The organism is Actinomadura sp. NPDC047616, assembly GCF_040642915.1.
Taxonomy (GTDB): Bacteria; Actinomycetota; Actinomycetes; order Streptosporangiales; family Streptosporangiaceae; genus Spirillospora; species Spirillospora miaoliensis.
In genome coordinates, this window is record NZ_JBEYTB010000011.1 from 207,363 (window position 1) to 228,795 (window position 21,433).

Sequence of the window (21,433 nt, forward strand, 5' to 3'; positions counted from 1 at the left end):
ACTCTTATCGCGGCAGCATGGCGCGCTGATTTCTCATTCCCGGGAGCCGTGGGGCACGCTAAGTGACACGCGCACCCCGAGTGAACACCAGCCTCGGCGGCGCGTCCCCAGTACCCGCCCCGTCGACGCACGGGGCGCTGGACTCGCAACCAAAGGAGCATGCGTGCTTACCGTCGGTGACCAGTTCCCCGAGTACGAGCTGACCGCCTGCGTCTCGCTGGACCCTGACAACGCCTTCGAGACCATCAACCACAAGTCGTACGAGGGCAAGTGGCGCGTGGTGTTCTTCTGGCCGAAGGACTTCACCTTCATCTGTCCGACCGAGATCGCCGAGTTCGGCCGGCTGAACGAGGAGTTCGCCGACCGCGACGCCCAGGTGCTCGGCGCCTCGGTGGACAACGAGTTCGTCCACTTCGCCTGGCGCAAGGACCACCCGGACCTGCGCGAGCTGCCCTTCCCGATGCTGGCGGACGTCAAGCGCGAGCTGACCAGCGCGCTCGGCATCCTCACCGACGAGGGCGTGGCGCAGCGCGCCACCTTCATCGTCGACCCCAACAACGAGATCCAGTTCGCGATGGTCACCGCGGGCTCGGTCGGCCGCAACGTCAAGGAGGTCCTGCGGGTCCTCGACGCCCTGCAGTCCGACGAGCTGTGCCCCTGCAACTGGAACAAGGGCGAGGAGACCCTGGACGCCAAGAAGCTGATGGCGGGCGTCTGAGCGCCTCCCCGTCGGCCGGGGGGCGGCGTCCCCCCGCGTGAGGACACGCCACACCGGGCGGCCGGGACGCGGCACCGCGACCCGGCCGCCCGCATGATCGAAAGGCACCCTTCGTGAGCATCGACGCGCTGAAGAACGCCCTTCCGGGCTATGCCAAGGACACCAAGCTGAACCTGGGCTCGGTGACCTCCACCTCCCAGCTGACCGAGCAGCAGCTGTGGGGCACCGTGCTGGCCTGCGCCCTGGCCACCCGCAGCCCCCGGGTCATCGCCGAGGTGGCCGAGGAGGCGGCCGACTACCTGTCGGCCGAGGCGTTCGAGGCGGCCAAGGGCGCCGCCTCGATCATGGCCATGAACAACGTCTACTACCGCGCCACCCACCTGATCGGCGACGAGACCTACGCCACGCTGCCCGCCAAGCTGCGGATGTCGATCATCGGCAAGCCGGGCGTCGACAAGGTCGACTTCGAGCTGTGGTGCCTGGCCGTGTCGGCGATCAACGGCTGCGGCCGCTGCCTGGAGTCGCACGAGAAGGTGCTGCGCGAGAGCGGCCTTTCCCGCGAGCTGATCCAGGAGGCGCTGCGCGTCGCCGCCGTGGTGAACGCCACCGCCGCCACCCTGGACGCCGAGGCGGCCCTCTCCCCCGCCACCGTCTGACACGACGTCCGGCGACGCGAAGGCCCGGGTGCGAGCACCCGGGCCTTCGCGTATCCCCGCTGACGCGGGGCCTGAGCGGGAGCGGTCACTCCCACTCGATGGTGCCCGGAGGCTTGCTGGTGATGTCGAGGGTGACGCGGTTGATCTCGCGGACCTCGTTGGTGATGCGGGTGGAGATCTTCTGCAGGACGTCGTAGGGCAGCCGCGCCCAGTCGGCGGTCATGGCGTCCTCGCTGGTGACCGGGCGCAGGACGACGGGGTGGCCGTACGTGCGGCCGTCGCCCTGCACGCCCACCGAGCGGACGTCGGCGAGCAGCACCACGGGGAACTGCCAGATGTCGCGGTCGAGCCCCGCCCTGGACAGCTCCTCGCGGGCGATCGCGTCGGCCTCGCGCAGGATGTCCAGGCGCTCCCGGGTGACCGCGCCGATCACGCGGATGCCCAGGCCGGGGCCGGGGAACGGGTGCCGCCAGACGATCTCGGCGGGCAGGTCGAGCTGCTCGCCCAGCGCGCGCACCTCGTCCTTGAACAGCGTGCGCAGCGGCTCGACCAGGGTGAACTGCAGGTCCTCGGGCAGGCCGCCGACGTTGTGGTGCGACTTGATGTTGGCCGCGCCGGTGCCGCCGCCCGACTCCACCACGTCCGGGTAGAGCGTGCCCTGCACCAGGAACTCGACCGGCTCGGAGTCGGCGTGGCCCTCGACGATCTCCCGGGCCGCCTCCTCGAACACCCGGATGAACTCACGTCCGATGATCTTGCGCTTCTGCTCGGGGTCGACGACCCCGTCGAGCGCGGCCAGGAACCGCTCCTGGGCGTCCACCACGTGCAGGTTCACCCCGGTGGCGGCGACGAAGTCCTTCTCGACCTGCTCGGCCTCGCCCTTGCGCAGCAGCCCGTGGTCGACGAACACGCAGGTGAGCTGGTCGCCGATGGCACGCTGGACGAGCGCGGCGGCCACGGCCGAGTCCACGCCGCCCGACAGGGCGCACAGCGCGCGCCTGGAGCCGACCTGCGCGCGGATCTGCTCGACGGCCTCGTCGGCGATGTTGGCCATCGTCCAGTTGGGACGGCAGCCCGCCGCCTCGTACAGGAAGCGGCGCAGCACCTCCATGCCGTGCGCGGTGTGCAGCACCTCGGGGTGGAACTGCACCCCGTAAAAGCCGCGTTCGCGGTTCTCCATGCCCGCCACGGGCGTGACGTCGGTGCGGGCGGTGACGGTGAAGCCGTCGGGGGCGCGGCTGACGAAGTCGCGGTGCGACATCCACACCGCCTGCTCGTGCGGCAGCCCCTCGAACAGCAGGCCGGGGTGCGTGACGGCCACCGTCGCGCCGCCGTACTCGGCGACGTCGGAGTTCTCCACGGTGCCGCCGAGCGCCTGCGCCATCACCTGGTGGCCGTAGCAGATGCCCAGGGTCGGCACTCCGATGTCGAACAGGCCGTCGGGCGCGATCGGGGCGCCCGCCTCGTACACCGACGCGGGACCGCCCGACAGGATGATCGCCTTGGGCTTGCGGGCGAGCATCTCCGCCGCGGGCATGGTCGAGGGGACGATCTCGCTGAAGACATGGCACTCGCGCACCCGCCGCGCGATCAGCTGGGCGTACTGCGCGCCGAAGTCGACGACGAGAACGGTGTCAAAGGACTGGTCTGCGGCCACCAGCGGCGCCTTTCGCAATGAGGTGGGGCGGGCCCTTTCAGTTTAGAGGCCCCTGCCTGCGCCAACGCGCACCCGTCCGTCCCCGGCCCCACGCACCGCGACCGGCCGATAACGGCAGGCGTCCGTTTCTCCGGACAACGCCCCCCGCGACCCCGATCACTGGTACCTGTAGGTGATGATCCGACTTCTCTTCGTGTCCCCACCGTGAGGAGTGGTGTGAAGCTGCTCGCCGTCGCCGCGCTGGCCGCCGCGGTCGCGCCCCCCGCCCCCGTCCCCTCCGTCTCCCCCGCCCCTTCCGCCCCCCGCCCGTCCGTGAGCGACTGCGGAGCCTCCGCGGCCCGCGTCCGCACCGCCGATCCCGGCGTGCGGGAGCGCAACGAGATGACGCCCGCCGAGGTCGGCGCGGTGGAACGCGACCTCGCCGCCCGGCTCGCGCGGCTGCGCGGCGCCTCCGACGGCGAGCGGCGCACCCTGCCGGGGCGCATCAAGGTCCCCGTCTACTTCCACGTCCTGCACGACGGCGCGCGCGGTGACGTGCCGACCAAGCGGATCCGGCGGCAGATCTCGGCGATGAACACCGCCTACGGGGGCGGGCACGGCGGCGCCGACACCGGCGTGCGGTTCGAACTGGTGCAGGTGACCCGTACCGACAACGCCGCCTGGTACTCCCGGCCCGAGACGCACGAGATGAAGTACAAGCCGCTGCTGCGGCGCGGCGGCGCGGGCACCCTGAACCTCTACAGCGCCGACACCGGCAGGGAGATGCTCGGCTGGTCCACCTTCCCCTGGAAGTACCCGACCGAGCCGGCCCGCGACGGCGTGGTCGTCAACCCCGAGAGCATGCCGGGCGGCTCGATCGCGAACTTCGACCGGGGGTTCACCGCCGTCCACGAGACCGGTCACTGGCTCGGCCTATACCACACCTTCCAGGACGGCTGCGGCGGCGAGGGCGACCGCGTCGCCGACACCCCGCCCCAACGCGAGCCCTCCCACGAGTGCCCGACCGGCAAGGACACCTGCCCCGGCGACGGACCCGACCCCGTCCACAACTTCATGAACTACACCTGGGACACCTGCATGCGCGAGTTCACCCGCGGCCAGGGCGCCCGTATCCGCCAGGTCTGGCCCGCCTACCGCGCCGACCCCGCTAGGTGATGTCGGCTATGGGCAGGCGCAGCGCGGCCGGGGCGTGGGCCGGGACGGCCGGGTTCTTCGGGGCCACCGGGGCGACGCGCCTGTAGGGGGCGCCGAGGGCGGGGCGCGGGTCGGGGGTGCCCTTGTTCGGCCACAACGCCATGGCGCGTTCCGCCTGGGCGGTGATGGTGAGGGACGGGTTGACACCCAGGTTGGCGGAGACGGCCGAGCCGTCCACCACGTGCAGGCCCGGGTGGCCGTAGACGCGGTGGTAGGGGTCGATGACGCCGGTCTCGGGCGAGTCGCCGATCACGCAGCCGCCGAGGAAGTGCGCCGTCAGCGGGATGTCGAACAGGTCGCCCCAGGCGCCGCCGGGCATGCCGCCGATCTCCTCGGCGATCAGGCGGGTGGCCTCGTGCCCGGCGGGGATCCAGGTCGGGTTGGGTTCGCCGTGGCCGCGGCGGGCCCGCACGTCCCAGCCGAACGGCCCCTTCTTGGGGGCGAGGGTGATGGAGTTGTCGCGGTTCTGCATGACCAGCGCGATGACCGTGCGTTCCGACCAGTGCCGGACGTCGAACAGCTGCACCAGGTCCCGCGGGCGGCGGGTCGCCTGGCGCAGGAACTTGGCCCAGCGCGGCCGGTGCCGTTCGCCGGGACGGTCGCCGTCCACCAGCAGCGTCTGCAGCAGCGCCAGCAGGTTGGAACCCCTGCCGTAGCGGACGGGCTCGATGTGGGTGTCGGGCGCCGGGTGGAACGACGAGGTGATCGCCACGCCCCGGGAGAAGTCGGGCCCGGGACGGCCGTTGCGGCGTCCGGCGCCCAGGATGGCCTCGGAGTTGGTGCGGGTGAGCGCGCCGAGCCGGTCCGACAGGCGCGGCAGCCGCCCGGTGGCCTTCATCGTGTGCAGGAGTTTCTGCGTGCCGTAGGTCCCGGCGGCGAACACCACGTGCTCGGCGGTGAGGGTCTTGCGGTTGCGGCCGAACGAGCCGGTGCGGACGATCTCCACCTCGTAGCCGCCGCCCGGCAGCGGCTCGACCCGGGTCACGCGGCTGAGCGGCATGATCCGGGCCCCGGCGCGTTCGGCCAGGTAGAGGTAGTTCTCGGTGAGCATGTTCTTGGCGCCGTGGCGGCAGCCGACCATGCACTCGCCGCATTCGGTGCAGCCGCGGCGGCGCGGGCCGGCACCGCCGAAGTACGGGTCGTCGCTCGGCACGCCCGGTCCGGCGCCGAAGTGGACGCCGACGGGCGTGTGCACGAAGGTGTCGCCCTTGCCCATCCGCTCGGCCACCTTCTTGATCACCTTGTCGGCGGCGGTGACGGTGCGGTTCTGGACGACGCCAAGCATCCGTTTGGCCTGGTCGTAGTAGGGGGCTAGCTCGTCCTGCCAGTCGGTGATGTGGGCCCACTGGCGGTCCCGGAAGAACGGGGCGGGCGGGACGTAGAGGGTGTTGGCGTAGTTGAGGGAGCCGCCGCCGACGCCCGCTCCGGCCAGCACCATGACGCGGCTGCCCTTGGCACCGCGGATCAGGTGGATACGCTGGAGGCCGGTCAGGCCGAACGCCGGCGCCCACAGGTAGCGGGAGATCCGCCAGTTGGTCCGGGGCAGGCCGGGGTGGCGGTTCCCCGCGTCCCCCGCCGCCGGGGCGGCGGCGACGTCGAAGCGGCGGCCCGCCTCGATCACGCCGACCCTGTAGCCCTTCTCGGTGAGCCGCAGCGCCGAGACGCTGCCGCCGAATCCCGAGCCGATGACCAGGACGTCGTAGTCGTGCATGCCGGGCGTCCCCCTCACCTGATCCGCAGCCGCTTCATGAGCGTGACGCCGGTCGACATCAGGTCGGCGAAGCGCTCGTAGCCGACGCCGCCGGGGGGTTCGAGGTCCATGAGGTGCTGGCTGGCGATCGTCTGCGCCTCGGTGAACTTGAGCAGGCCCTCGGCGCCGTGGCGGCGGCCCACACCCGACTGCTTGAAGCCGCCCATGGGCGCGTCGTGCGAGGCGTAGGCGGCGCCGAAGCCGTCGTTGACGTTGACGGTGCCCGCCTCGATCCGCGCGGCGACGCGGCGGCCGTGCGCCACGTTCCGCGTCCACACCGAGGCGTTGAGGCCGTAGGCGGTGTCGTTGGCGCGGGCGACGGCCTCGTCCTCGTCGGCGACCTTGTAGATCGCCACGACCGGGCCGAACGTCTCGTCGGCGCACAGGTCCATGTCGGCGGTGACGTCGGTGAGGACGGTCGGCTCGTAGAACAGCGGGCCGAGGTCGGGCCGGGCGCGGCCCCCGGCGAGCACGGTGGCGCCCTTGCCGACGGCCTGGTCGACGTGCCGGGTGACCGCCTCCAGTTGCCGCGGGTAGGTGAGCGAGCCCATGTCGGCGGCGAAGTCCAGGCCGGCGCCCAGCCGCATGCCCTTGACCAGCTCGACGAAGCGGGGCACGAACCGGTCGTAGACGTCCTGGTGGACGTACATGCGCTCGATCGAGATGCACAGCTGCCCGGCGTTGGTGAAGCAGGCCCGGACGGCGCCGCGGGCGGTGCGTTCCACGTCGGCGTCGGCCAGCACGATCATGGGGTTCTTGCCGCCGAGCTCCAGGGAGTAGCCGACCAGGCGGGGCGCGACCTTCTCGGCGATGGCCCGGCCGCCGCGGGTGGAGCCGGTGAACGACACGTAGTCGGCGCCGTCGAGCAGCGGGTCGCCGATCTCGGCGGGGTCGCCGACGACGACCTGCCACAGCTCGCGCGGCAGGCCGAGCGACACCAGCAGGTCCCGGATCCACAGGCTGGACAGGCAGGTCTGGGTGTCCGGCTTGTGGATGACGGCGTTGCCCGCCATCAGCGCGGGCGCGATGTCCCCGGCGCCGAGCGCGAACGGGTAGTTCCAGGGCGCGATGAGCGCGACCACGCCCTTGGGGTGGCGCAGTTCTTGGACGCGGGTCAGCCCCGGCAGCATGCCCTTGCGGCGCTGCGGACGCAGCAGCCGGGGCGCGCGGCGGGCGTAGTACAGCGCGCACATCGCCACGTCGAGGAACTCCTCAAGCGCGTGCCGCCGGGCCTTGCCGGTCTCCAGCTGGATGATGTCGAGGATCTCGTCGCGGCGCCTGACCAGGGCGTCGGGCAGCCGCAGGAACGGCCTGACGCGGTCGGCGACCGGCAGCCGGGCCCAGGCGCGCTGCGCCCGGCGCGCCCGCTCGAAGGCGGCGCGCACGTCGTCGGGGCCGGACAGCGGGACGGTGGCCAGCGTCGCGCCGGTGAAGGGCGTGGAGACGGTGGCCGTGGGAGCGTCGTCCGCGGCGGTGACGTGGGACGTCAGCCGCTCGATCAGGGTGGGGGCGAGGGTGTGCTCCGCCGCGCCTTCGGCGGGGACGGTCCGGGGTGCCATGGCACAGCAGCGTATGACCCCCCGGCCATATTTGACTACCCGTCAGTAGGGCAAACTCCTGTCCCCCTTCGGCCGCCCCCGCGGCGACCTGGAGAGACTCGGCGGCGGCGGGCCGGCCACGGAGAGCGGCGAACCGGCCACATCAGGCAATCTCCGGATTGACCATGACGCCCCGGTGTATCCCCATGAACGGGAGGAGTGGCCAGGCATCGCCCACGTCCGCGCGCACGGCGTCCCCGCCGCGTGCCGGGCGGCCCCGCCGGGGCATGCCGCGACGGAGGGGACCAACGATGATCGACACTGCCTTCGGCACGCCCGGCGAGGACGAGACCGACGGCGGCGGCACGGCGCCCCCCGGCGGCGGGTCCCGGCGGTACACGCGCGAGCAGACCCGGGCGGCGCTGCTCGCCGCCGCGCAGCGGCTGTGGGCCGAACGCGGCGTCCACAACGCGTCCCTGGACGAGGTGGCGGCGGCGGCCGGGCTCACCAAGGGCGCGGTGTACTCCAACTTCGCCGGCAAGTCCGACCTGCTGCTGACCCTGCTGGAGCGCTACACCGGCGAGGGGTTCGGCGTCGAGGTGAGCGCGGAGCTGTGCGACGCCGGCCGCCCCGCCGAGGAGCGGTTCGAGCGGGCCGGGCGGGCGTACGCGCGGCGGATCTCCGGCGAGCACGCCCGCCTGCTGGCCCTGCTGCTGGTGGAGTTCTGGCTGTACGGCATGCGCGACTACGCGGCGGGCTGGCGCGTCGCCGACTGGTACGCCGCCCGCCGCGCGCGCCTGGCCGCGCACCTGGACGAGGCCGAGGGCATCACCCCCGACGACCGCGCGGCGCTGGCCATGGCGCTGGACGCCGGGCTCGCCCTGCAGCACCTGCTGGACCCCGAACGGGTGCCCGCCGAGCTCTACGCGACGGGCATGCGGCTGCTGCTCGGGCGCGCCCTGACCTGACCGGCGGCCACCGGGCCGCCGGTGGCCGTCACTGGGTCGTCGTCGCGGGCGGTGCGACGTCGGTCGCCGGCAGCTCCACCTCCGGGCCGGAGGGCGCGGGCTCGCCGGCGTCCGGCGTCGCCGCCTGCGGAGCCGTCGGCTCGGCCGGGGTCTCCGGCTCGCCGTCGTTCTTCTCCGGCGTGTTGTCGGGCACGGTGGGGACGTTCGGCGCGGGCACGGACGACAGCACGTACAGGCGGCCGGCCGCGGCCCCGAACACGCGGTTGAAGTTGCGCAGGTAGGCGTCGTAGGTGGCCTTGCTCTCGATGGTGAGCATCGCCTCGTCGTTGTACCGCAGCGCCGCCGTGGTGTAGCTGTGGCTGCCGGTCATCACGACCTTGCGCCTGCGGCCGTTGTACCAGCCGTCGATCAGCAGGTACTTGGAGTGCGCCTCCCGGGTCTGCTTCTCGGTGAAGAACCGCGTCTGCGGGCCGCCGTTGCGTCCCGGCTGCCGCAGCGCCTTCAGCGTCGACTCGCCGAAGCTGGCGCTGACCAGCCGCACGTCGCAGCCGGCGTCGTCCAGCCTGGACAGCCGCTTGGCCACGCCCGACCGGGTGAACAGCCCGCTGGACAGCCGCAGCCGGGTGCCGCCCACGCAGCTGACCTTGTCCAGCGCGTCCGCGATCGGGTCGCCGGCCGCCTTGGGGAAGAAGGTCACCGCGCGGGAGCCGGACCGGTACGTCCGGTAGTAGTTGCCGTTCGCGCGCCGCTTGGCCAGGTCGTAGAAGTACTTACGGTAGGCCCTGTAGAGCTTGGCGTCCGTCATCGTGTACGCGTCGTTGTACTGGACGTACATGCCGCCGGTGGCGTTACCGGACGTCTGCACGACGACGTTGCGCGAGCTGTAGGTGCGCGAGAACGCGTAGAACTTGTTGTGGTTCTTGCTCCACTGCCCGCTGACCTTGGGGGCGATGCAGCCGCGCCCCTTGGGGCAGAGCACGATCCAGGACGAGCGGCGCGTGCTCGTCCCGAGGTTCTTGCGCAGGTAGTCGTAGACGCTCCGGCGCTTGTTGAGCGAGTCGGAGTCGACGACGATGCGCACCTTGACCTTGCGCTTCTTGGCCCGCACCAGTTCCTTGGCCATGCCGGCGGTGTTGAGCCGGAACAGCGCGACGTTGATCTCCGAGCCCTTCGGGGCGTTGCGGATCAGCTTCTTGATGTAGAGGTCGAGCGCGCCCTGCTGGGTCTTCGTCCCCGTCGGCAGGTTGAACCGCGGCCCCTGCGGCACGTAGTACTTCTTCTTCGGCTTGGCCGCCGCGGCGGCCGCCTGCCCGGTCACCACCGCCGACGACGGCTGCGCCAGCGCGCCCCCCGCCGTCGCCACGTCCACGGCCGCGACGGCCAGCACCGCCAGCAGCCCACCGGACACAATCCCCAAACGCCCCATTTTCCGCTCCCCGTAACAAGCCCAAGAAGCGGGAGATTATCAGCGTTTGGAACAATTCAGACTATGTTCACGTATGTCCCCTAGACCACAACCGGCCATTCCGTCCCGGGCGCGATGGCGGCGCCGGACAGGCGCAAACGGAAACGCCGTGGCGCCCATATCGGGCGACACGGCGTTTCTCCAGGTGACGAAGCAGGTCAGGGGGCGGCGGTGGGCACGATCTCCGGGGCGCCCCGGCGGCGCGCGTCGGCCTCCTGGTCGCCCAGCTCGTTCTGGGAGTCCCGCTCGGCCTCGATGCGCTTGCTGTAGTACTCGACCTCGCGGTCGGTCTGCTTCTTCGACCAGCCGAGGACGGGCGCCAGCAGCTCGGCCGCCTCGCGGGCGACGCCCACGCCCCGGTCCCACGTCTCGATGGAGATGCGGGTGCGGCGGGACAGGACGTCGTTGAGGTGGCGGGCGCCCTCGTGGCTGGCCGCGTAGACGATCTCGGCGCGCAGGTAGTCGTCCGCGCCGGTCAGCGGCTTGCCGAGGTCGGGCTGCTCGGCGATCAGGGAGAGCAGGTCGTCGACGAGGGTGCCGTAGCGGTGCAGCAGGTGCTCGACGCGGGCGACGTGCAGGCCCGAGCGGGCGGCCAGGCGGTGGCGGGCGTTCCACATCGCCGGGTAGCCGTCCGCGCCGACCAGGGCCACCCGGTCGGTACAGGACTCGGCGACCTTGCCGTCCAGCCCGTGCGCGACGGCGTCGATCGCGTCCTTGGCCATGACCCGGTACGTGGTGTACTTGCCGCCCGCGACCAGCACCAGGCCGGGCACCGGGTGCGCCACGACGTGCTCACGGGACAGCTTGGACGTCTCGTCGGTCTCCCCCACCAGCAGCGGACGCAGCCCCGCGTACACGCCCTCAACGTCGTCGTGCGTGAGCGGCGTGGACAGCACCTGGTTGACGTGTTCGAGCACGTAGTCGATGTCGGCGCGGGACGCCGCGGGGTGGACCTTGTCCAGGTCCCACGCGGTGTCGGTGGTGCCGATGATCCAGTGCCGGCCCCACGGGATCACGAACAGCACCGACTTCTCGGTGCGCAGGATGATGCCGGTGGAGGAGTGGATGCGGTCCTTGGGCACCACCAGGTGGATGCCCTTGGACGCGCGCACGTGGATCTGGCCTCGGCCGCCCACGAGCTCCTGGATGTCGTCGGTCCACACGCCGGTGGCGTTGACGACCTGCTTGGCCCGCACCTCCGAGCTGGTGCCCGACTCCAGGTCGCGGATGCGCAGCCCCGTCACCCGCTCGCCCTCGCGCAGGAACCCGACGCACTGGGTGCGCGAGGCGATCTGCGCGCCGTACTCGGCGGCCGTGCGCAGCACCATCATCACGTACCGGGCGTCGTCCACCTGCGCGTCCCAGTACTGGATCGCTCCAACGAAGGCGTCCTTGCGCAGCGACGGCGCCAGCCGCAACGCCCCCCGCCGGGTCAGGTGCCGGTGGTGCGGGACGCCCCGGGTGTTGCCCATCTGGAACGACATCAGGTCGTACAACGCCACCCCGGCGCCGAAGTAGCCGCGCTCCCAGACCCGGTGCGTCGTCGGCAGCAGGAACGGCACCGGCCGCACCAGGTGCGGCGCGACCCGCTGCATCAGCAGGCCGCGCTCGGTCAGCGCCTCGCGCACCAGATCGAAGTTGTACTGCTCCAGATAGCGCAACCCGCCGTGGATCAGCTTGGAGGACCGCGAGGACGTGCCGGAGGCGAAGTCGCGCGCCTCCACCACCGCCACCGACAGGCCCCGGGTGGCGGCGTCCAGGGCGGCGCCCGCGCCCACGATGCCCGCGCCCACGACCACGACGTCGAACTCCTCGCGGGCCATGCGCTCCAGCGCCGCGGCCCGTTCGGCCGGGCCGAGGCGCGAGCTGCCCAGTCCGGTCACCGGTGATCCCGTCATCGCGATTCCCCCTGTGCGGTCGGGTGTCCGTCAGTACCTACCCAACGGTAGGGACTCGTCCACACGCTGGGGATCGGCGAATTCGGGCGAACCTCAGTGCGCCACCGTCGGCGCCACCACGACCTGCACCCGCTGGAACTCCTTCAGCTCGGTGTACCCGGAGGTCGCCATCGCCCGCCGCAGCGCCCCGATCAGGTTCATCGACCCGTCGGCGACGTGCGAGGGGCCGTACAGGATCTGCTCCAGGGTGCCGATCGTGCCGACCTCCAGGCGGGTGCCGCGCGGCACGTCACCGTGATGAGCCTCACTGCCCCAGTGGTAGCCGCGGCCGGGCGCCTCGGCGGAACGGGCGAACGGCGAGCCCACCATCACCGCATCCGAGCCGCACGCGAACGCCTTGGCGATGTCGCCGCTGTTGGTCATCCCGCCGTCGGCGATCACGTGCACGTAGCGGCCGCCGGACTCGTCCAGGTAGTCGCGGCGGGCGGCGGCCACGTCGGCGACGGCCGTGGCCATCGGCACCGCCACGCCCAGCACGGTGCGGGTGGTGTGCCCGGACCCGCCGCCGAAGCCCACCAGCACGCCCGCCGCGCCCGTGCGCATCAGGTGCAGCGCCGCCGTGTACGTCGAGCACCCGCCGACGATCACCGGCACGTCCAGGTCGTAGATGAACTGCTTGAGGTTGAGCGGCTCGGCCCGACCGGACACGTGCTCGGCCGACACGGTGGTGCCGCGGATGACGAACAGGTCCACCCCGGCGTCGATCACCGCCTTGTGGAACTGCGCGGTGCGCTGCGGCGACAGCCGCGCCGCCACGGTCACCCCGGCCTCGCGGATCTCCTCGATCCGCCGGCCGATCAGCTCCTCCTTGATCGGCGCGCCGTAGATCTCCTGCAGCCGCCGGGTGGCGCGGGCGTCGTCCAGCGAGGCGATCTCGGCCAGCAGCGGCTCGGGGTCGTCGTACCGCGTCCACAGCCCTTCCAGGTCGAGCACGGCCAGCCCGCCCAGACGGCCGATGGCGATCGCGGTGGCCGGGCTGACCACGCTGTCCATCGGCGCCACGACCAGCGGCATCTCGAACCGGTAGGCGTCGATCTGCCAGGCGACGCTGACCTCCTCGGGGTCGCGGGTACGCCGCGACGGCACGATGCCGATCTCGTCGAAGGCATACGCGCGCCGGCCGCTCTTGCCCCGGCCGATCTCCACCTCAGCAGCCACAGCTCATCCTCTTTCTCCAGGCGAAACCCGCGATGACGCCTCGCAGAGACTACCCGCGTCAGCGACCCTGGTAGTTCGGGGCCTCGACGGTCATCTGGATGTCGTGCGGGTGGCTCTCGCGCAGCCCGGCCGAGGTGATCCGGATCAGCCGCCCGCGCTCGTGCAGCTCGGGGATCGTCCGGCAGCCCGCGTACCACATCGACTGGTGCAGCCCGCCGACGAGCTGGTGGGCGACGTTGGCCAGCGGCCCCCGGTAGGGCACCTGCCCCTCCACGCCCTCGGGGATCAGCTTCTCCTCGGCGCTCACGTCGGCCTGCGCGTAGCGGTCCTTGGAGAACGAGCCGCCGCGCTCGCGGTTGCGCATGGCGCCCAGCGAGCCCATGCCGCGGTACGACTTGTACTGCTTGCCGTGGACGAAGATCAGCTCACCGGGCGACTCCTCCACCCCGGCCAGCAGGCTGCCCAGCATCACCGTGTCGGCCCCGGCCACCAGGGCCTTGGCGATGTCGCCGGAGTACTGCAGCCCGCCGTCGCCGATCACCGGCACCCCGGCCTCGCGGGCCGCCCGCGACGCCTCCATGATCGCGGTGATCTGCGGGACGCCGACCCCGGCGACCACGCGGGTGGTGCAGATGGAGCCCGGGCCCACGCCGACCTTGACCGCGTCCGCGCCCGCCTCCACCAGCGCCTTCGCCCCCGCGTAGGTGGCCACGTTGCCGCCGACCACCTCCACCCGGGCGTTCGCCTTGATCTTGGCGATGGTGTCGGCGACGCCCTTGGAGTGGCCGTGCGCGGTGTCCACGATGATGACGTCGGTGCCCGCCTCGACCAGCGCCTGCGCCCGGCGCACCGCGTCCTCGCCGACCCCGACCGCGGCAGCCACCAGCAGCCGTCCGTCGGCGTCCTTGGTGGCGTGCGGGTACTGCTCGCTCTTGGTGAAGTCCTTGACGGTGATCAGCCCGCGCAGCCGCCCGTCGGCGTCGGTCAGCGGCAGCTTCTCGATCTTGTTGGTGGCCAGCAGCCGGAACGCCTCCTCCCGGGAGACGTCCACCGGCGCGGTGACCAGCGGCATCGGGGTCATCACCTCGCGGACCGGACGGGAGTGGTCGGTCTCGAAGCGCATGTCCCGGTTGGTCACGATGCCGACGAGCACGCCCCGCACATCGGTGACCGGCACCCCGGAGATCCGGTAGCGGGCGCACAGCTCCTCCACCTCGGCCAGGGTGGCGTCCGGCAGGCAGGTCACCGGATTGGTGATCATCCCGGCCTCGGACCGCTTGACCCGGTCGGCCTCGGCGGCCTGGTCCTCCACGGACATGTTGCGGTGCAGCACGCCGATGCCGCCCTGGCGGGCCATGGCCACGGCGGTGCGCGCCTCGGTGACGGTGTCCATGGCCGCCGACACCAGCGGGATGCGCAGCGACACGTTGCGGGTCAGCCGGGTGGTGGTGTCGGCCTCGCCCGGCTGCAGGTCCGAGTATCCCGGCAGCAGGAGCACGTCGTCGAAGGTCAGCCCCTCGGGCAGGAGCTGGGTGACCTGGGGCTGCGGTACGGCGGCCTCGGCTTCGGGGTTCATCGGTGTCGCGGCGCCGACTCCGCCGGACGCGATGCCGTCGGGGACGGTGCGCCGTCGGACGGAACGGGGAACGCCGCTTCCCTCCTTCCGGATGGTGTGGGCGCGTGTCCATCGGCCCGTGCGGGCCTGGGGGCGACGCCGCCGGGCGTGGGCGGCCTCCGGCCCGGGTCGCCGGGGCTCACGCTCCATCGTAGGGCGTGCACCCGGAGCGGGGACGGCGCTTCGCGCCGCAGGTCACGTGGCCTTGGTGACATTGAACGGCGGTCGCGTCCCCGCAATTCCCGATCACGGAACGTGAAAGCTCGATCATTCTTCGCGCCCGGACGAGATCGGGGCTCCCGTTCGCCCGCCTCGTCGCAGTAGCGTGGAGGGGTGCACGACGATGCCCCGCTCGACCCGTTCGCCGGCGACCCGGAGGACCCGGCCGCCTCGCTCGGCGACCCCGGGGAGGACGCCGCTCCGCTCAGTGTGGCGGAGCGGGAGGACGTGCTGGCCGATCTCGCCGACCTGGAGGTCTTCCGGGCGCTCCTGGAGCCGCTGGGGGTGCGCGGCCTGACCGTCGACTGCGGCGACTGCGGCAAGCTGCACTACATCGACTGGGACCTGCTGCACGGCAACCTGCGCCACCTGCTCGACGAGGGCACCCCGCGGGTGCACGAGCCCGCCCTGGCGCCCGACCCGGTCGACTACGTCTCCTGGGAGTACGCCCGCGGCTACGTCGACGGCGTCATCGACAGCGAAGAAGGCCGCGACACCGACTAGCACCCGGCGGCAGGGGCGGGCGGCGTGCCCGGCGTGTCCATCCGGCTCTGCGTGTCCGTCCGGCTCTGGCGTCCTGCGGGTCAGGGTCGTTCGCGGCGCGGATCGTCCCGGTCGCCTCTGGCGCCCTTCTCGTGCTCGCCGACCGGCTTGCCCTTCTCGCCTGGCCTGCCCTTCTCATCCCGCTCGCCGGTGAAGACGCGCGGCTCGAAACCGGAGCGGGAGCGCTCGACGGGCCTGGGGATCCAGCGGCGGAACTCGTCGATGCGGCGCCGGAACTCGTCCTCGGCCGGGCGGGCCGGCCACGGCAGCCCGGCGGGGGGCGTGACGCCCGGCCGGGCCGGCTGGACGAGCGTGCCGTCCGGGGCGCCCGGCGACGGCGAGGGCGACGGCGATCTCGACGGGGCCGGCGACTGCTCGTCCCGGCCGGTGTCCCGGCCGGCCTCGCGCTCACCGCGCTCGGCGGGTTTCCGGGACGGCGCCGGTGACGTGGGCTTGCGCGGCACGCCCCGCGCCCGTCCAGCGTCCGTGACGGGCCCGGTCGCGGGAGGCGGCGCCACCGCGCGCAGCGTCTGCCGCTGGGCGTCGGCGGACGGGTCGTCCGCCGGCCGCGTGATCTGCTTGCCGGGGGGAGCGTCGTGCGCGGACCGCCTGGTCAGATCGCCGCCCGCGGCGGCCACCCCGCCCGACGCCAGCACCGCGCCCGCCACCCCGAGCGCCACGATCGTGCGGCGCCCGCGCCGGCGCGGGCCGGGCGGCGGCTCGGGGCCGGGGCGCCGGTCGGGCCCGGGCTCTGCGACGTCGGCGACCAGCGCCCGCAGCAGGTGCACCGCCGGATCGGACTCCGCGCCCACGGCCCGCAGCCGCTCGTCCAGCTCGGCCTCGGCGTCGCCGGGGCCCCCGGCCTCGTCCGGGTCCGGTAGCGCACCGGCGGGCTCGGGCCCGTCGGCGGGCTGGGGCTCGGCGGAGGCGGCGGGCTCAGTGGCGGGCGCAAAGGACGCAGCGTGCCGTGCCAGCGCCTCGAAGACGGCGTCGCTGCGGCGCACCGCACCCAGATCGCCGGTCGGGGCCTCGGACGCGGGGGCATCGCCGCGGCTGGAAGGTTCGACCGGATCCGGGGCGCCCGTGCTGCGCTCCGTCAAGCGATCGACTCCTCTCTGGCCATCGCCCGAAGCCGGGCCAGAGCCCGGTGCTGCGCGACCCGTACCGCCCCCGCGGACATGCCCAGTACATTACCGGTCTCCTCCGCCGACAGACCTGCCACCACTCGCAGAAGCACCAGCTCACGCTGATGGTCGGGGAGACGGGTGAGCAGGTCGCGGGCGCGCTGGGCCTCGATGTAGCGCACCACCGTCTCCTCGGGGCCGGGCCGGTCGTCGGGACCGTCCGGCAGGTCCTCGGTCGGCACGGCCGCCCGGACCGCGCTGCGCATCGCGTCGGCGATCTTGTGCGCGGCGATGCCGAAGACGAACGACGCGAACGGCCGCCCCATGTCGCGGTAGCGCGGCAGCGCCGACAGCACCGCGATGCAGACCTCCTGGGCCACGTCGTCGGCGATGTGGTACTGCCCGGACACGCGGCCCAGCCGGGCCCGGCAGTACCGGACCACCATGGGACGCACCTGGCCGATCAGCACCTCGATCGCGCCCGGGTCGCCCTGCACGGCCAGGGTCGTCAGCTCTTTGAGGTCCCCTTCCTCGGCCCGTCCGCCTTCCGGCGACACCGCGCGCAACTGCCGTCGGCGGCCGGTGTCGGGGGGCACCGGCGGGGCCGGGCCTCCCGAGGGTTCGGTAGCGCGCGCGGTCGTGGTCCCGGCGAAGCATCCCTCGGTCACGTAGAGCATGATGCCCAGCGCGCTCCGACCTGTCTCCACTGTGCAAGACAACGGAATGGTCACAGTGCGGCCGTGCGGCGCTCTTTCACCACACTGTGCGTCCGCGTCGACGCGCAAAGTGACCACGAGACGGACGAAAAGAGCCCCCGCCGGTCGTCCGGCGGGGGCTCTGTGACGCGACCGGAGCGGTCAGTGGCCGTGGCCGTGACCGTGGCCGTGACCGCCGGCGGCCTCCTCGGCCTCCTCGGGCTTGTCGACCACGAGCGCCTCGGTGGTCAGCAGCATGCCCGCGATGGACGCGGCGTTGCTGACCGCCGACCGGGTCACCTTGACCGGGTCGATGACGCCCTGGGCGATCAGGTCGCCGTACTCGTCGGTGGCGGCGTTGTAGCCGTGGCCGGCCTGCAGCTCCTGCACCTTGGAGACGACGACGTAGCCCTCCTTGCCGGCGTTCTCGGCGATCCAGCGCAGCGGCTCGACCAGCGCGCGGCGCACCGCCTCGGCGCCGGTGGCCTCGTCGCCGGACAGGCCGAGGGCCTCGAAGCCCTCCTTGGCCACGTGCACCAGCGCCGAGCCGCCGCCGGAGACGATGCCCTCCTCGATGGCGGCGCGGGTCGCCGAGATGGCGTCCTCGAGGCGGTGCTTCTTCTCCTTGAGCTCCACCTCGGTGGCCGCGCCGACGCGCAGCACGCACACGCCGCCCGACAGCTTGGCGAGGCGCTCCTGCAGCTTCTCGCGGTCCCAGTCGGAGTCGCTGCGCTCGATCTCGACCTTGATCTGGCGGACGCGGTCCTCGATGTCGGCGGCGTCGCCGGCGCCGTCCACGATCGTGGTGGCGTCCTTGGTGACCGTGATCCGGCGGGCCCGGCCGAGGTCCTCCACGCCCAGGTTCTCCAGCTTGAGGCCGAGGGCCTCGCTGACCACCTGGCCGCCGGTGAGGATGGCCATGTCGGCGAGCATCGCCTTGCGGCGGTCGCCGAAGCCGGGGGCCTTGACCGCGACCGAGGAGAAGGTGCCGCGGATCTTGTTGGCGACCAGCAGGGCCAGCGCCTCGCCCTCGACGTCCTCGGCCACCACCAGCAGCGGCTTCTTGGTCTGGGCGACCTTCTCGGCCAGCGGCAGGAACTCCGTCACGTTGGAGATCTTGCCGTCCACGATCAGCACGTAGGCGTCCTCCAGGACGGCCTCCATGCGCTCGGGGTCGGTCACCATGTGCGGCGACAGGTAGCCCTTGTCGAACTGGAGCCCCTCGGTGAACTCCAGCTCCAGGCCCATGGTGTGGGCCTCCTCGACGGTGATCACGCCGTCCTTGCCGACCTTCTCGAACGCCTCGGCGATCAGCTCGCCGATGCCGGCGTCCTGGGCGGAGATGGTCGCGACGTGCGCGATCTCGCTCTTCTCCTCGACCTCGCGGGCGACCTTGAGCAGCTGGTCGGACACGTGCCGGGCGGCCGCGTCGATGCCCCGCTTGAGGCTCAGCGGCGAGGCGCCCGCGGCCACGTTGCGCAGGCCCTCGCGGACCAGCGCCTGGGCCAGCACCGTGGCGGTGGTGGTGCCGTCACCGGCGATGTCGTTGGTCTTGGTGGCCACCTCCTTGGCCAGCTGGGCCCCCAGGTTCTCGTAGGGGTCCTCCAGCTCGACCTCGCGGGCGATGGTCACACCGTCGTTGGTGATGGTCGGCGCGCCGAACTTCTTGTCGATGACCACGTTGCGGCCGCGCGGGCCGATGGTCACCTTGACGGCGTTGGCGAGGCGGTCGACGCCGCGCTCAAGAGCCCGGCGCGCGTCCTCCTCGAACTCCAGGATCTTCGCCATGCGAAAACAATCTCCCTTCGCGCGAACCGCCCCGGCCCGCCCCTGCTAACGGGCCGGACCGGGGCGGTGCGTCACTGCTCGGACGCCTTACTTCTCGACGATCGCGAGGACGTCACGCGCCGAGAGCACGAGGTACTCCTCGTTGTTGTACTTGACCTCGGTGCCGCCGTACTTGCTGTAGAGCACGACGTCGCCGACCTTCACGTCGAGCGGCACCCGCTCGCCCTTGTCGTCGACGCGACCCGGGCCCACGGCCAGGACGGTGCCCTCCTGGGGCTTCTCCTTGGCGGTGTCGGGAATGACCAGGCCCGACGCGGTGGTGGTCTCGGCCTCAAGCGGCTGGACGACGATGCGGTCCTCAAGCGGCTTGAGAGCAACCTTGGTGGCGGTCGTCACGATCTGACCTCCCCTTCGGTGGTGTCCTCGGCCGGCTTGGAAAGGCCGGCCGCACATGTGGCAGAAGAGGCGACCCCGGACCGGCCTGCCGTCGCGGGTGCCAGACCGACCTTGTCGCTTATTGGCACTCTCACATTGAGAGTGCCAGTCATGGAGACTATGCCGTGGCCGGGAAGGCGTCAACACGAACACGTGCGCACCCCCCGGCCCTGGCACCGCTACCGTCCGGGGTATGGACATCGAGGCGTTCCGGGCCCTTCCGGGCCCCGCGGGCCGCGCCGTGCTCGCGGCGGCCGCCGAGGCGGACCTGAGCGAGAACGCCCTGCTCAGCACGGCCGCGCGCCTACGTGAACGCTACCCCGCCGACCTCGTCGCCGCCGCCTTGACCCAGGCCCGGCTGCGCGTGCGCGCCCGAGCCAAGTTCGGTCCGGACGCCGACCGCATGTACTTCACCCCCGACGGCCTGGAGCAGGCCACCCGCGCCCGGGTGGCCGCCCACCGCGCCCGCCGCTTCGCCGCGTACCTGGACGGCCGCCGGGGCGGGGTGGTGCTGGAGATGGGGTGCGGGATCGGGGCGGACCTCATCGCCCGGGCGCGGCAGGGGTGCCGCGGTGAGGGCGTGGAGCGGGACGCGCTGACGGCGGCGGTGGCGCGGGCGAACGTCGAGGCGCTGGGGCTGGCGGACCTCGCGTCCGTCCGCGAGGGCGACGCCACCCAGGAGGATCCCGCCGGGTACGCGGCGGTCTTCGCCGACCCGGGGCGGCGCACCGGCCGAGGGCGCGTGTTCGATCCCCGGGCGTACGAGCCGCCGCTCGACACCGTCCTGGAACTGGCCGCGCGGGCGCCCGCCGGGTGCGTCAAGGTGGCGCCGGGCATCCCGCACGAGGCGATCCCGGACGGCGCGGAGGCCGAGTGGGTCTCCGTCGGCGGGGACGTCAAGGAGGCCGCGCTGTGGCTGGGCGGGCTGGCCGGGACGGCGGGCCGTCGCGCGACGGTGATCCGGTCGGACGACCCGGACGCCCCCGCCGCGACGCTCACGCCCGACCCCGGCCTGGACGCGCCGGACGTGCGCGGGTGGGGGCGTTATCTGTACGAGCCGGACGGCGCGGTGATCCGCGCGCACCTGGTCGCCGAGGTGGCCGCGCAGGTGGGCGGCGGCCTGGCCGACCCGCGGATCGCCTACGTCACCGCCGACACGGCCGTGGCGACGCCGTTCGCGGCGGCCTACGAGATCGAGGACGTGCTGCCGTTCTCGGTCAAGCGGCTGCGCGGCGAGCTGCGCCGCCGTGACGTGGGCATACTGACGATCAAGAAGCGCGGTTCGGCGGTGGACGTGGACCGCCTGCGCCGCGACCTCGGGTTCACGCCCAGGGCGCGCAGGGGCGGCGGGAGAGAGTCGACCGTCGTGCTCACCCGCGTGGGCCGGGCGCCGGTCGCGCTGCTCGCCCGCCCGGTCGCCGCCGCGCCGCCGGCCACGGCGTGATCGGAAAGCGGCCGCCGTCGCGGCCGGCCGGCCTCCGCCGTGCGCCGGAGAATCGGCGAAGATCTCCACGCCGCTGAATGACCCCAAGCGGATCCGGGAGACGCGCCAGCGCACAGCAAATGTTGCACACATTGCGGCATTGCGTTCGCTAAGGATTGCGCCGATCCCGGACCGCGCCTATGACACTCGGAATCGCGGGCGGCCGAGAGAAAGGCGACGGCCGGGCGGCACCCGGAATTGACGGGCGAGGGGGCGGCCCGGCGCGCCGGTCCGCGCCGCGTCCGCCGGACCGGCAGACTGTGCGCCCACAGGCCGGTAGGCCCTGCGCCGCGGCGTCCGCGGCGCCCGCCCGCCCGGCTCGCCCGCGAACCGTCGGAAATGCCCATGCCCAGGATGATCGCCCCCTTTCCGGCCACTCGGAAAAGCAAGTGCATTCCACAGAACTCGCAATGTTTCCTGTTCGCTTTATCGCGGCGCCGCGCAACCACTACAGTGAGGCGTTCACGAT

The 21,433-nt window shown here is 72.6% G+C and carries 17 protein-coding genes; 6 read left to right on the forward strand and 11 right to left on the reverse strand.

Going from position 1 to position 21,433, the window contains the following annotated elements; all coding sequences use genetic code 11:
• Nucleotides 1-163 precede the first annotated feature (163 nt).
• Both ABZ801_RS25900 and ABZ801_RS25905 read left to right on the forward strand, forming a co-directional pair.
• Nucleotides 164-718, forward strand: coding sequence for a peroxiredoxin (locus tag ABZ801_RS25900; RefSeq protein ID WP_360702324.1), 555 nt, complete (start codon nt 164-166; stop codon nt 716-718).
• Between the two features lie 113 nt (nt 719-831).
• Nucleotides 832-1,374, forward strand: a complete 543-nt coding sequence (locus tag ABZ801_RS25905) for a carboxymuconolactone decarboxylase family protein (RefSeq protein ID WP_344947744.1) — start codon at nt 832-834, stop codon at nt 1,372-1,374.
• Nucleotides 1,375-1,459: 85 nt separating this feature from the next.
• Here ABZ801_RS25905 and guaA read toward each other — a convergent pair whose 3' ends face one another.
• Nucleotides 1,460-3,031, reverse strand: a complete 1,572-nt coding sequence (guaA, locus tag ABZ801_RS25910) for a glutamine-hydrolyzing GMP synthase (protein WP_360702327.1) — start codon at nt 3,029-3,031, stop codon at nt 1,460-1,462.
• Nucleotides 3,032-3,247: 216 nt separating this feature from the next.
• Here guaA and ABZ801_RS25915 point away from each other — a divergent pair, with 216 nt between their 5' ends.
• On the forward strand, nt 3,248-4,186 hold the full coding sequence (locus tag ABZ801_RS25915) for a zinc metalloprotease (RefSeq protein ID WP_360702329.1): 939 nt from the start codon (nt 3,248-3,250) through the stop codon (nt 4,184-4,186).
• Here ABZ801_RS25915 and ABZ801_RS25920 read toward each other — a convergent pair.
• On the reverse strand, nt 4,179-5,936 hold the full coding sequence (locus ABZ801_RS25920; RefSeq protein ID WP_360702332.1) for a GMC family oxidoreductase: 1,758 nt from the start codon (nt 5,934-5,936) through the stop codon (nt 4,179-4,181). The genes ABZ801_RS25915 and ABZ801_RS25920 overlap by 8 nt on opposite strands.
• Before the next feature lie 14 nt (nt 5,937-5,950).
• On the reverse strand, nt 5,951-7,534 hold the full coding sequence (locus ABZ801_RS25925) for a succinic semialdehyde dehydrogenase (protein ID WP_360702334.1): 1,584 nt from the start codon (nt 7,532-7,534) through the stop codon (nt 5,951-5,953).
• Between the two features lie 290 nt (nt 7,535-7,824).
• Here ABZ801_RS25925 and ABZ801_RS25930 point away from each other — a divergent pair, with 290 nt between their 5' ends.
• Complete coding sequence (locus ABZ801_RS25930; RefSeq protein ID WP_360702337.1) at nt 7,825-8,481, forward strand: TetR family transcriptional regulator; 657 nt, start codon at nt 7,825-7,827, stop codon at nt 8,479-8,481.
• A gap of 28 nt (nt 8,482-8,509) precedes the next feature.
• Here ABZ801_RS25930 and ABZ801_RS25935 read toward each other — a convergent pair whose 3' ends face one another.
• The 4 genes from ABZ801_RS25935 to guaB form a co-directional block, all read right to left on the reverse strand.
• On the reverse strand, nt 8,510-9,907 hold the full coding sequence (locus ABZ801_RS25935) for a phospholipase D-like domain-containing protein (RefSeq protein WP_360702340.1): 1,398 nt from the start codon (nt 9,905-9,907) through the stop codon (nt 8,510-8,512).
• Between the two features lie 197 nt (nt 9,908-10,104).
• Entirely contained in the window at nt 10,105-11,844 is a 1,740-nt protein-coding gene (locus ABZ801_RS25940; protein ID WP_360702343.1) for a glycerol-3-phosphate dehydrogenase/oxidase, read from the reverse strand.
• Between the two features lie 93 nt (nt 11,845-11,937).
• A complete protein-coding gene (locus ABZ801_RS25945) occupies nt 11,938-13,050 on the reverse strand; it encodes a GuaB3 family IMP dehydrogenase-related protein (RefSeq protein WP_344948038.1) in 1,113 nt (370 codons plus the stop codon).
• A gap of 70 nt (nt 13,051-13,120) precedes the next feature.
• On the reverse strand, nt 13,121-14,638 hold the full coding sequence (guaB, locus tag ABZ801_RS25950; protein ID WP_360702345.1) for an IMP dehydrogenase: 1,518 nt from the start codon (nt 14,636-14,638) through the stop codon (nt 13,121-13,123).
• A gap of 372 nt (nt 14,639-15,010) precedes the next feature.
• Here guaB and ABZ801_RS25955 point away from each other — a divergent pair, with 372 nt between their 5' ends.
• Nucleotides 15,011-15,400: a DUF5319 domain-containing protein gene (locus ABZ801_RS25955; RefSeq protein ID WP_344947714.1), complete on the forward strand. Its 390-nt coding sequence runs from the start codon at nt 15,011-15,013 to the stop codon at nt 15,398-15,400.
• Nucleotides 15,401-15,480: 80 nt separating this feature from the next.
• Here ABZ801_RS25955 and ABZ801_RS25960 read toward each other — a convergent pair whose 3' ends face one another.
• From ABZ801_RS25960 to groES, 4 genes are all read right to left on the reverse strand, one after another.
• Nucleotides 15,481-16,539 (reverse strand): hypothetical protein, encoded by a 1,059-nt coding sequence (locus ABZ801_RS25960; RefSeq protein ID WP_360702349.1) that lies wholly within the window; start codon nt 16,537-16,539, stop codon nt 15,481-15,483.
• Complete coding sequence (locus tag ABZ801_RS25965) at nt 16,536-17,129, reverse strand: sigma-70 family RNA polymerase sigma factor (protein ID WP_344948035.1); 594 nt, start codon at nt 17,127-17,129, stop codon at nt 16,536-16,538. Before ABZ801_RS25965 ends, ABZ801_RS25960 begins: the two co-directional genes overlap by 4 nt.
• A gap of 291 nt (nt 17,130-17,420) precedes the next feature.
• Nucleotides 17,421-19,046, reverse strand: a complete 1,626-nt coding sequence (gene groL / locus ABZ801_RS25970) for a chaperonin GroEL (protein WP_360702352.1) — start codon at nt 19,044-19,046, stop codon at nt 17,421-17,423.
• 87 nt (nt 19,047-19,133) lie between these two features.
• The gene (gene groES, locus ABZ801_RS25975) at nt 19,134-19,445 is read right to left on the reverse strand and encodes a co-chaperone GroES (protein WP_217998510.1); all 312 of its coding nucleotides are present in this window, start codon (nt 19,443-19,445) and stop codon (nt 19,134-19,136) included.
• A 229-nt stretch (nt 19,446-19,674) separates the two neighbouring features.
• On the opposite strand from groES, the gene ABZ801_RS25980 reads away from it, so the two are divergent.
• Complete coding sequence (locus ABZ801_RS25980) at nt 19,675-20,925, forward strand: SAM-dependent methyltransferase (protein ID WP_360702355.1); 1,251 nt, start codon at nt 19,675-19,677, stop codon at nt 20,923-20,925.
• The last annotated feature ends 508 nt before the right edge of the window (nt 20,926-21,433 follow it).

Coding starts and splice junctions, on each gene's coding strand:
- ABZ801_RS25920 (WP_360702332.1), bottom strand. CDS start 5,936: ATGCACGACTACGACGTCCTGGTCATCGGCTCGGGATTCGGCGGCAGC.
- groL (WP_360702352.1), bottom strand. CDS start 19,046: ATGGCGAAGATCCTGGAGTTCGAGGAGGACGCGCGCCGGGCTCTTGAG.
- ABZ801_RS25930 (WP_360702337.1), top strand. CDS start 7,825: ATGATCGACACTGCCTTCGGCACGCCCGGCGAGGACGAGACCGACGGC.
- ABZ801_RS25925 (WP_360702334.1), bottom strand. CDS start 7,534: ATGGCACCCCGGACCGTCCCCGCCGAAGGCGCGGCGGAGCACACCCTC.
- ABZ801_RS25980 (WP_360702355.1), top strand. CDS start 19,675: ATGGACATCGAGGCGTTCCGGGCCCTTCCGGGCCCCGCGGGCCGCGCC.
- ABZ801_RS25940 (WP_360702343.1), bottom strand. CDS start 11,844: ATGACGGGATCACCGGTGACCGGACTGGGCAGCTCGCGCCTCGGCCCG.
- guaB (WP_360702345.1), bottom strand. CDS start 14,638: ATGAACCCCGAAGCCGAGGCCGCCGTACCGCAGCCCCAGGTCACCCAG.
- ABZ801_RS25935 (WP_360702340.1), bottom strand. CDS start 9,907: ATGGGGCGTTTGGGGATTGTGTCCGGTGGGCTGCTGGCGGTGCTGGCC.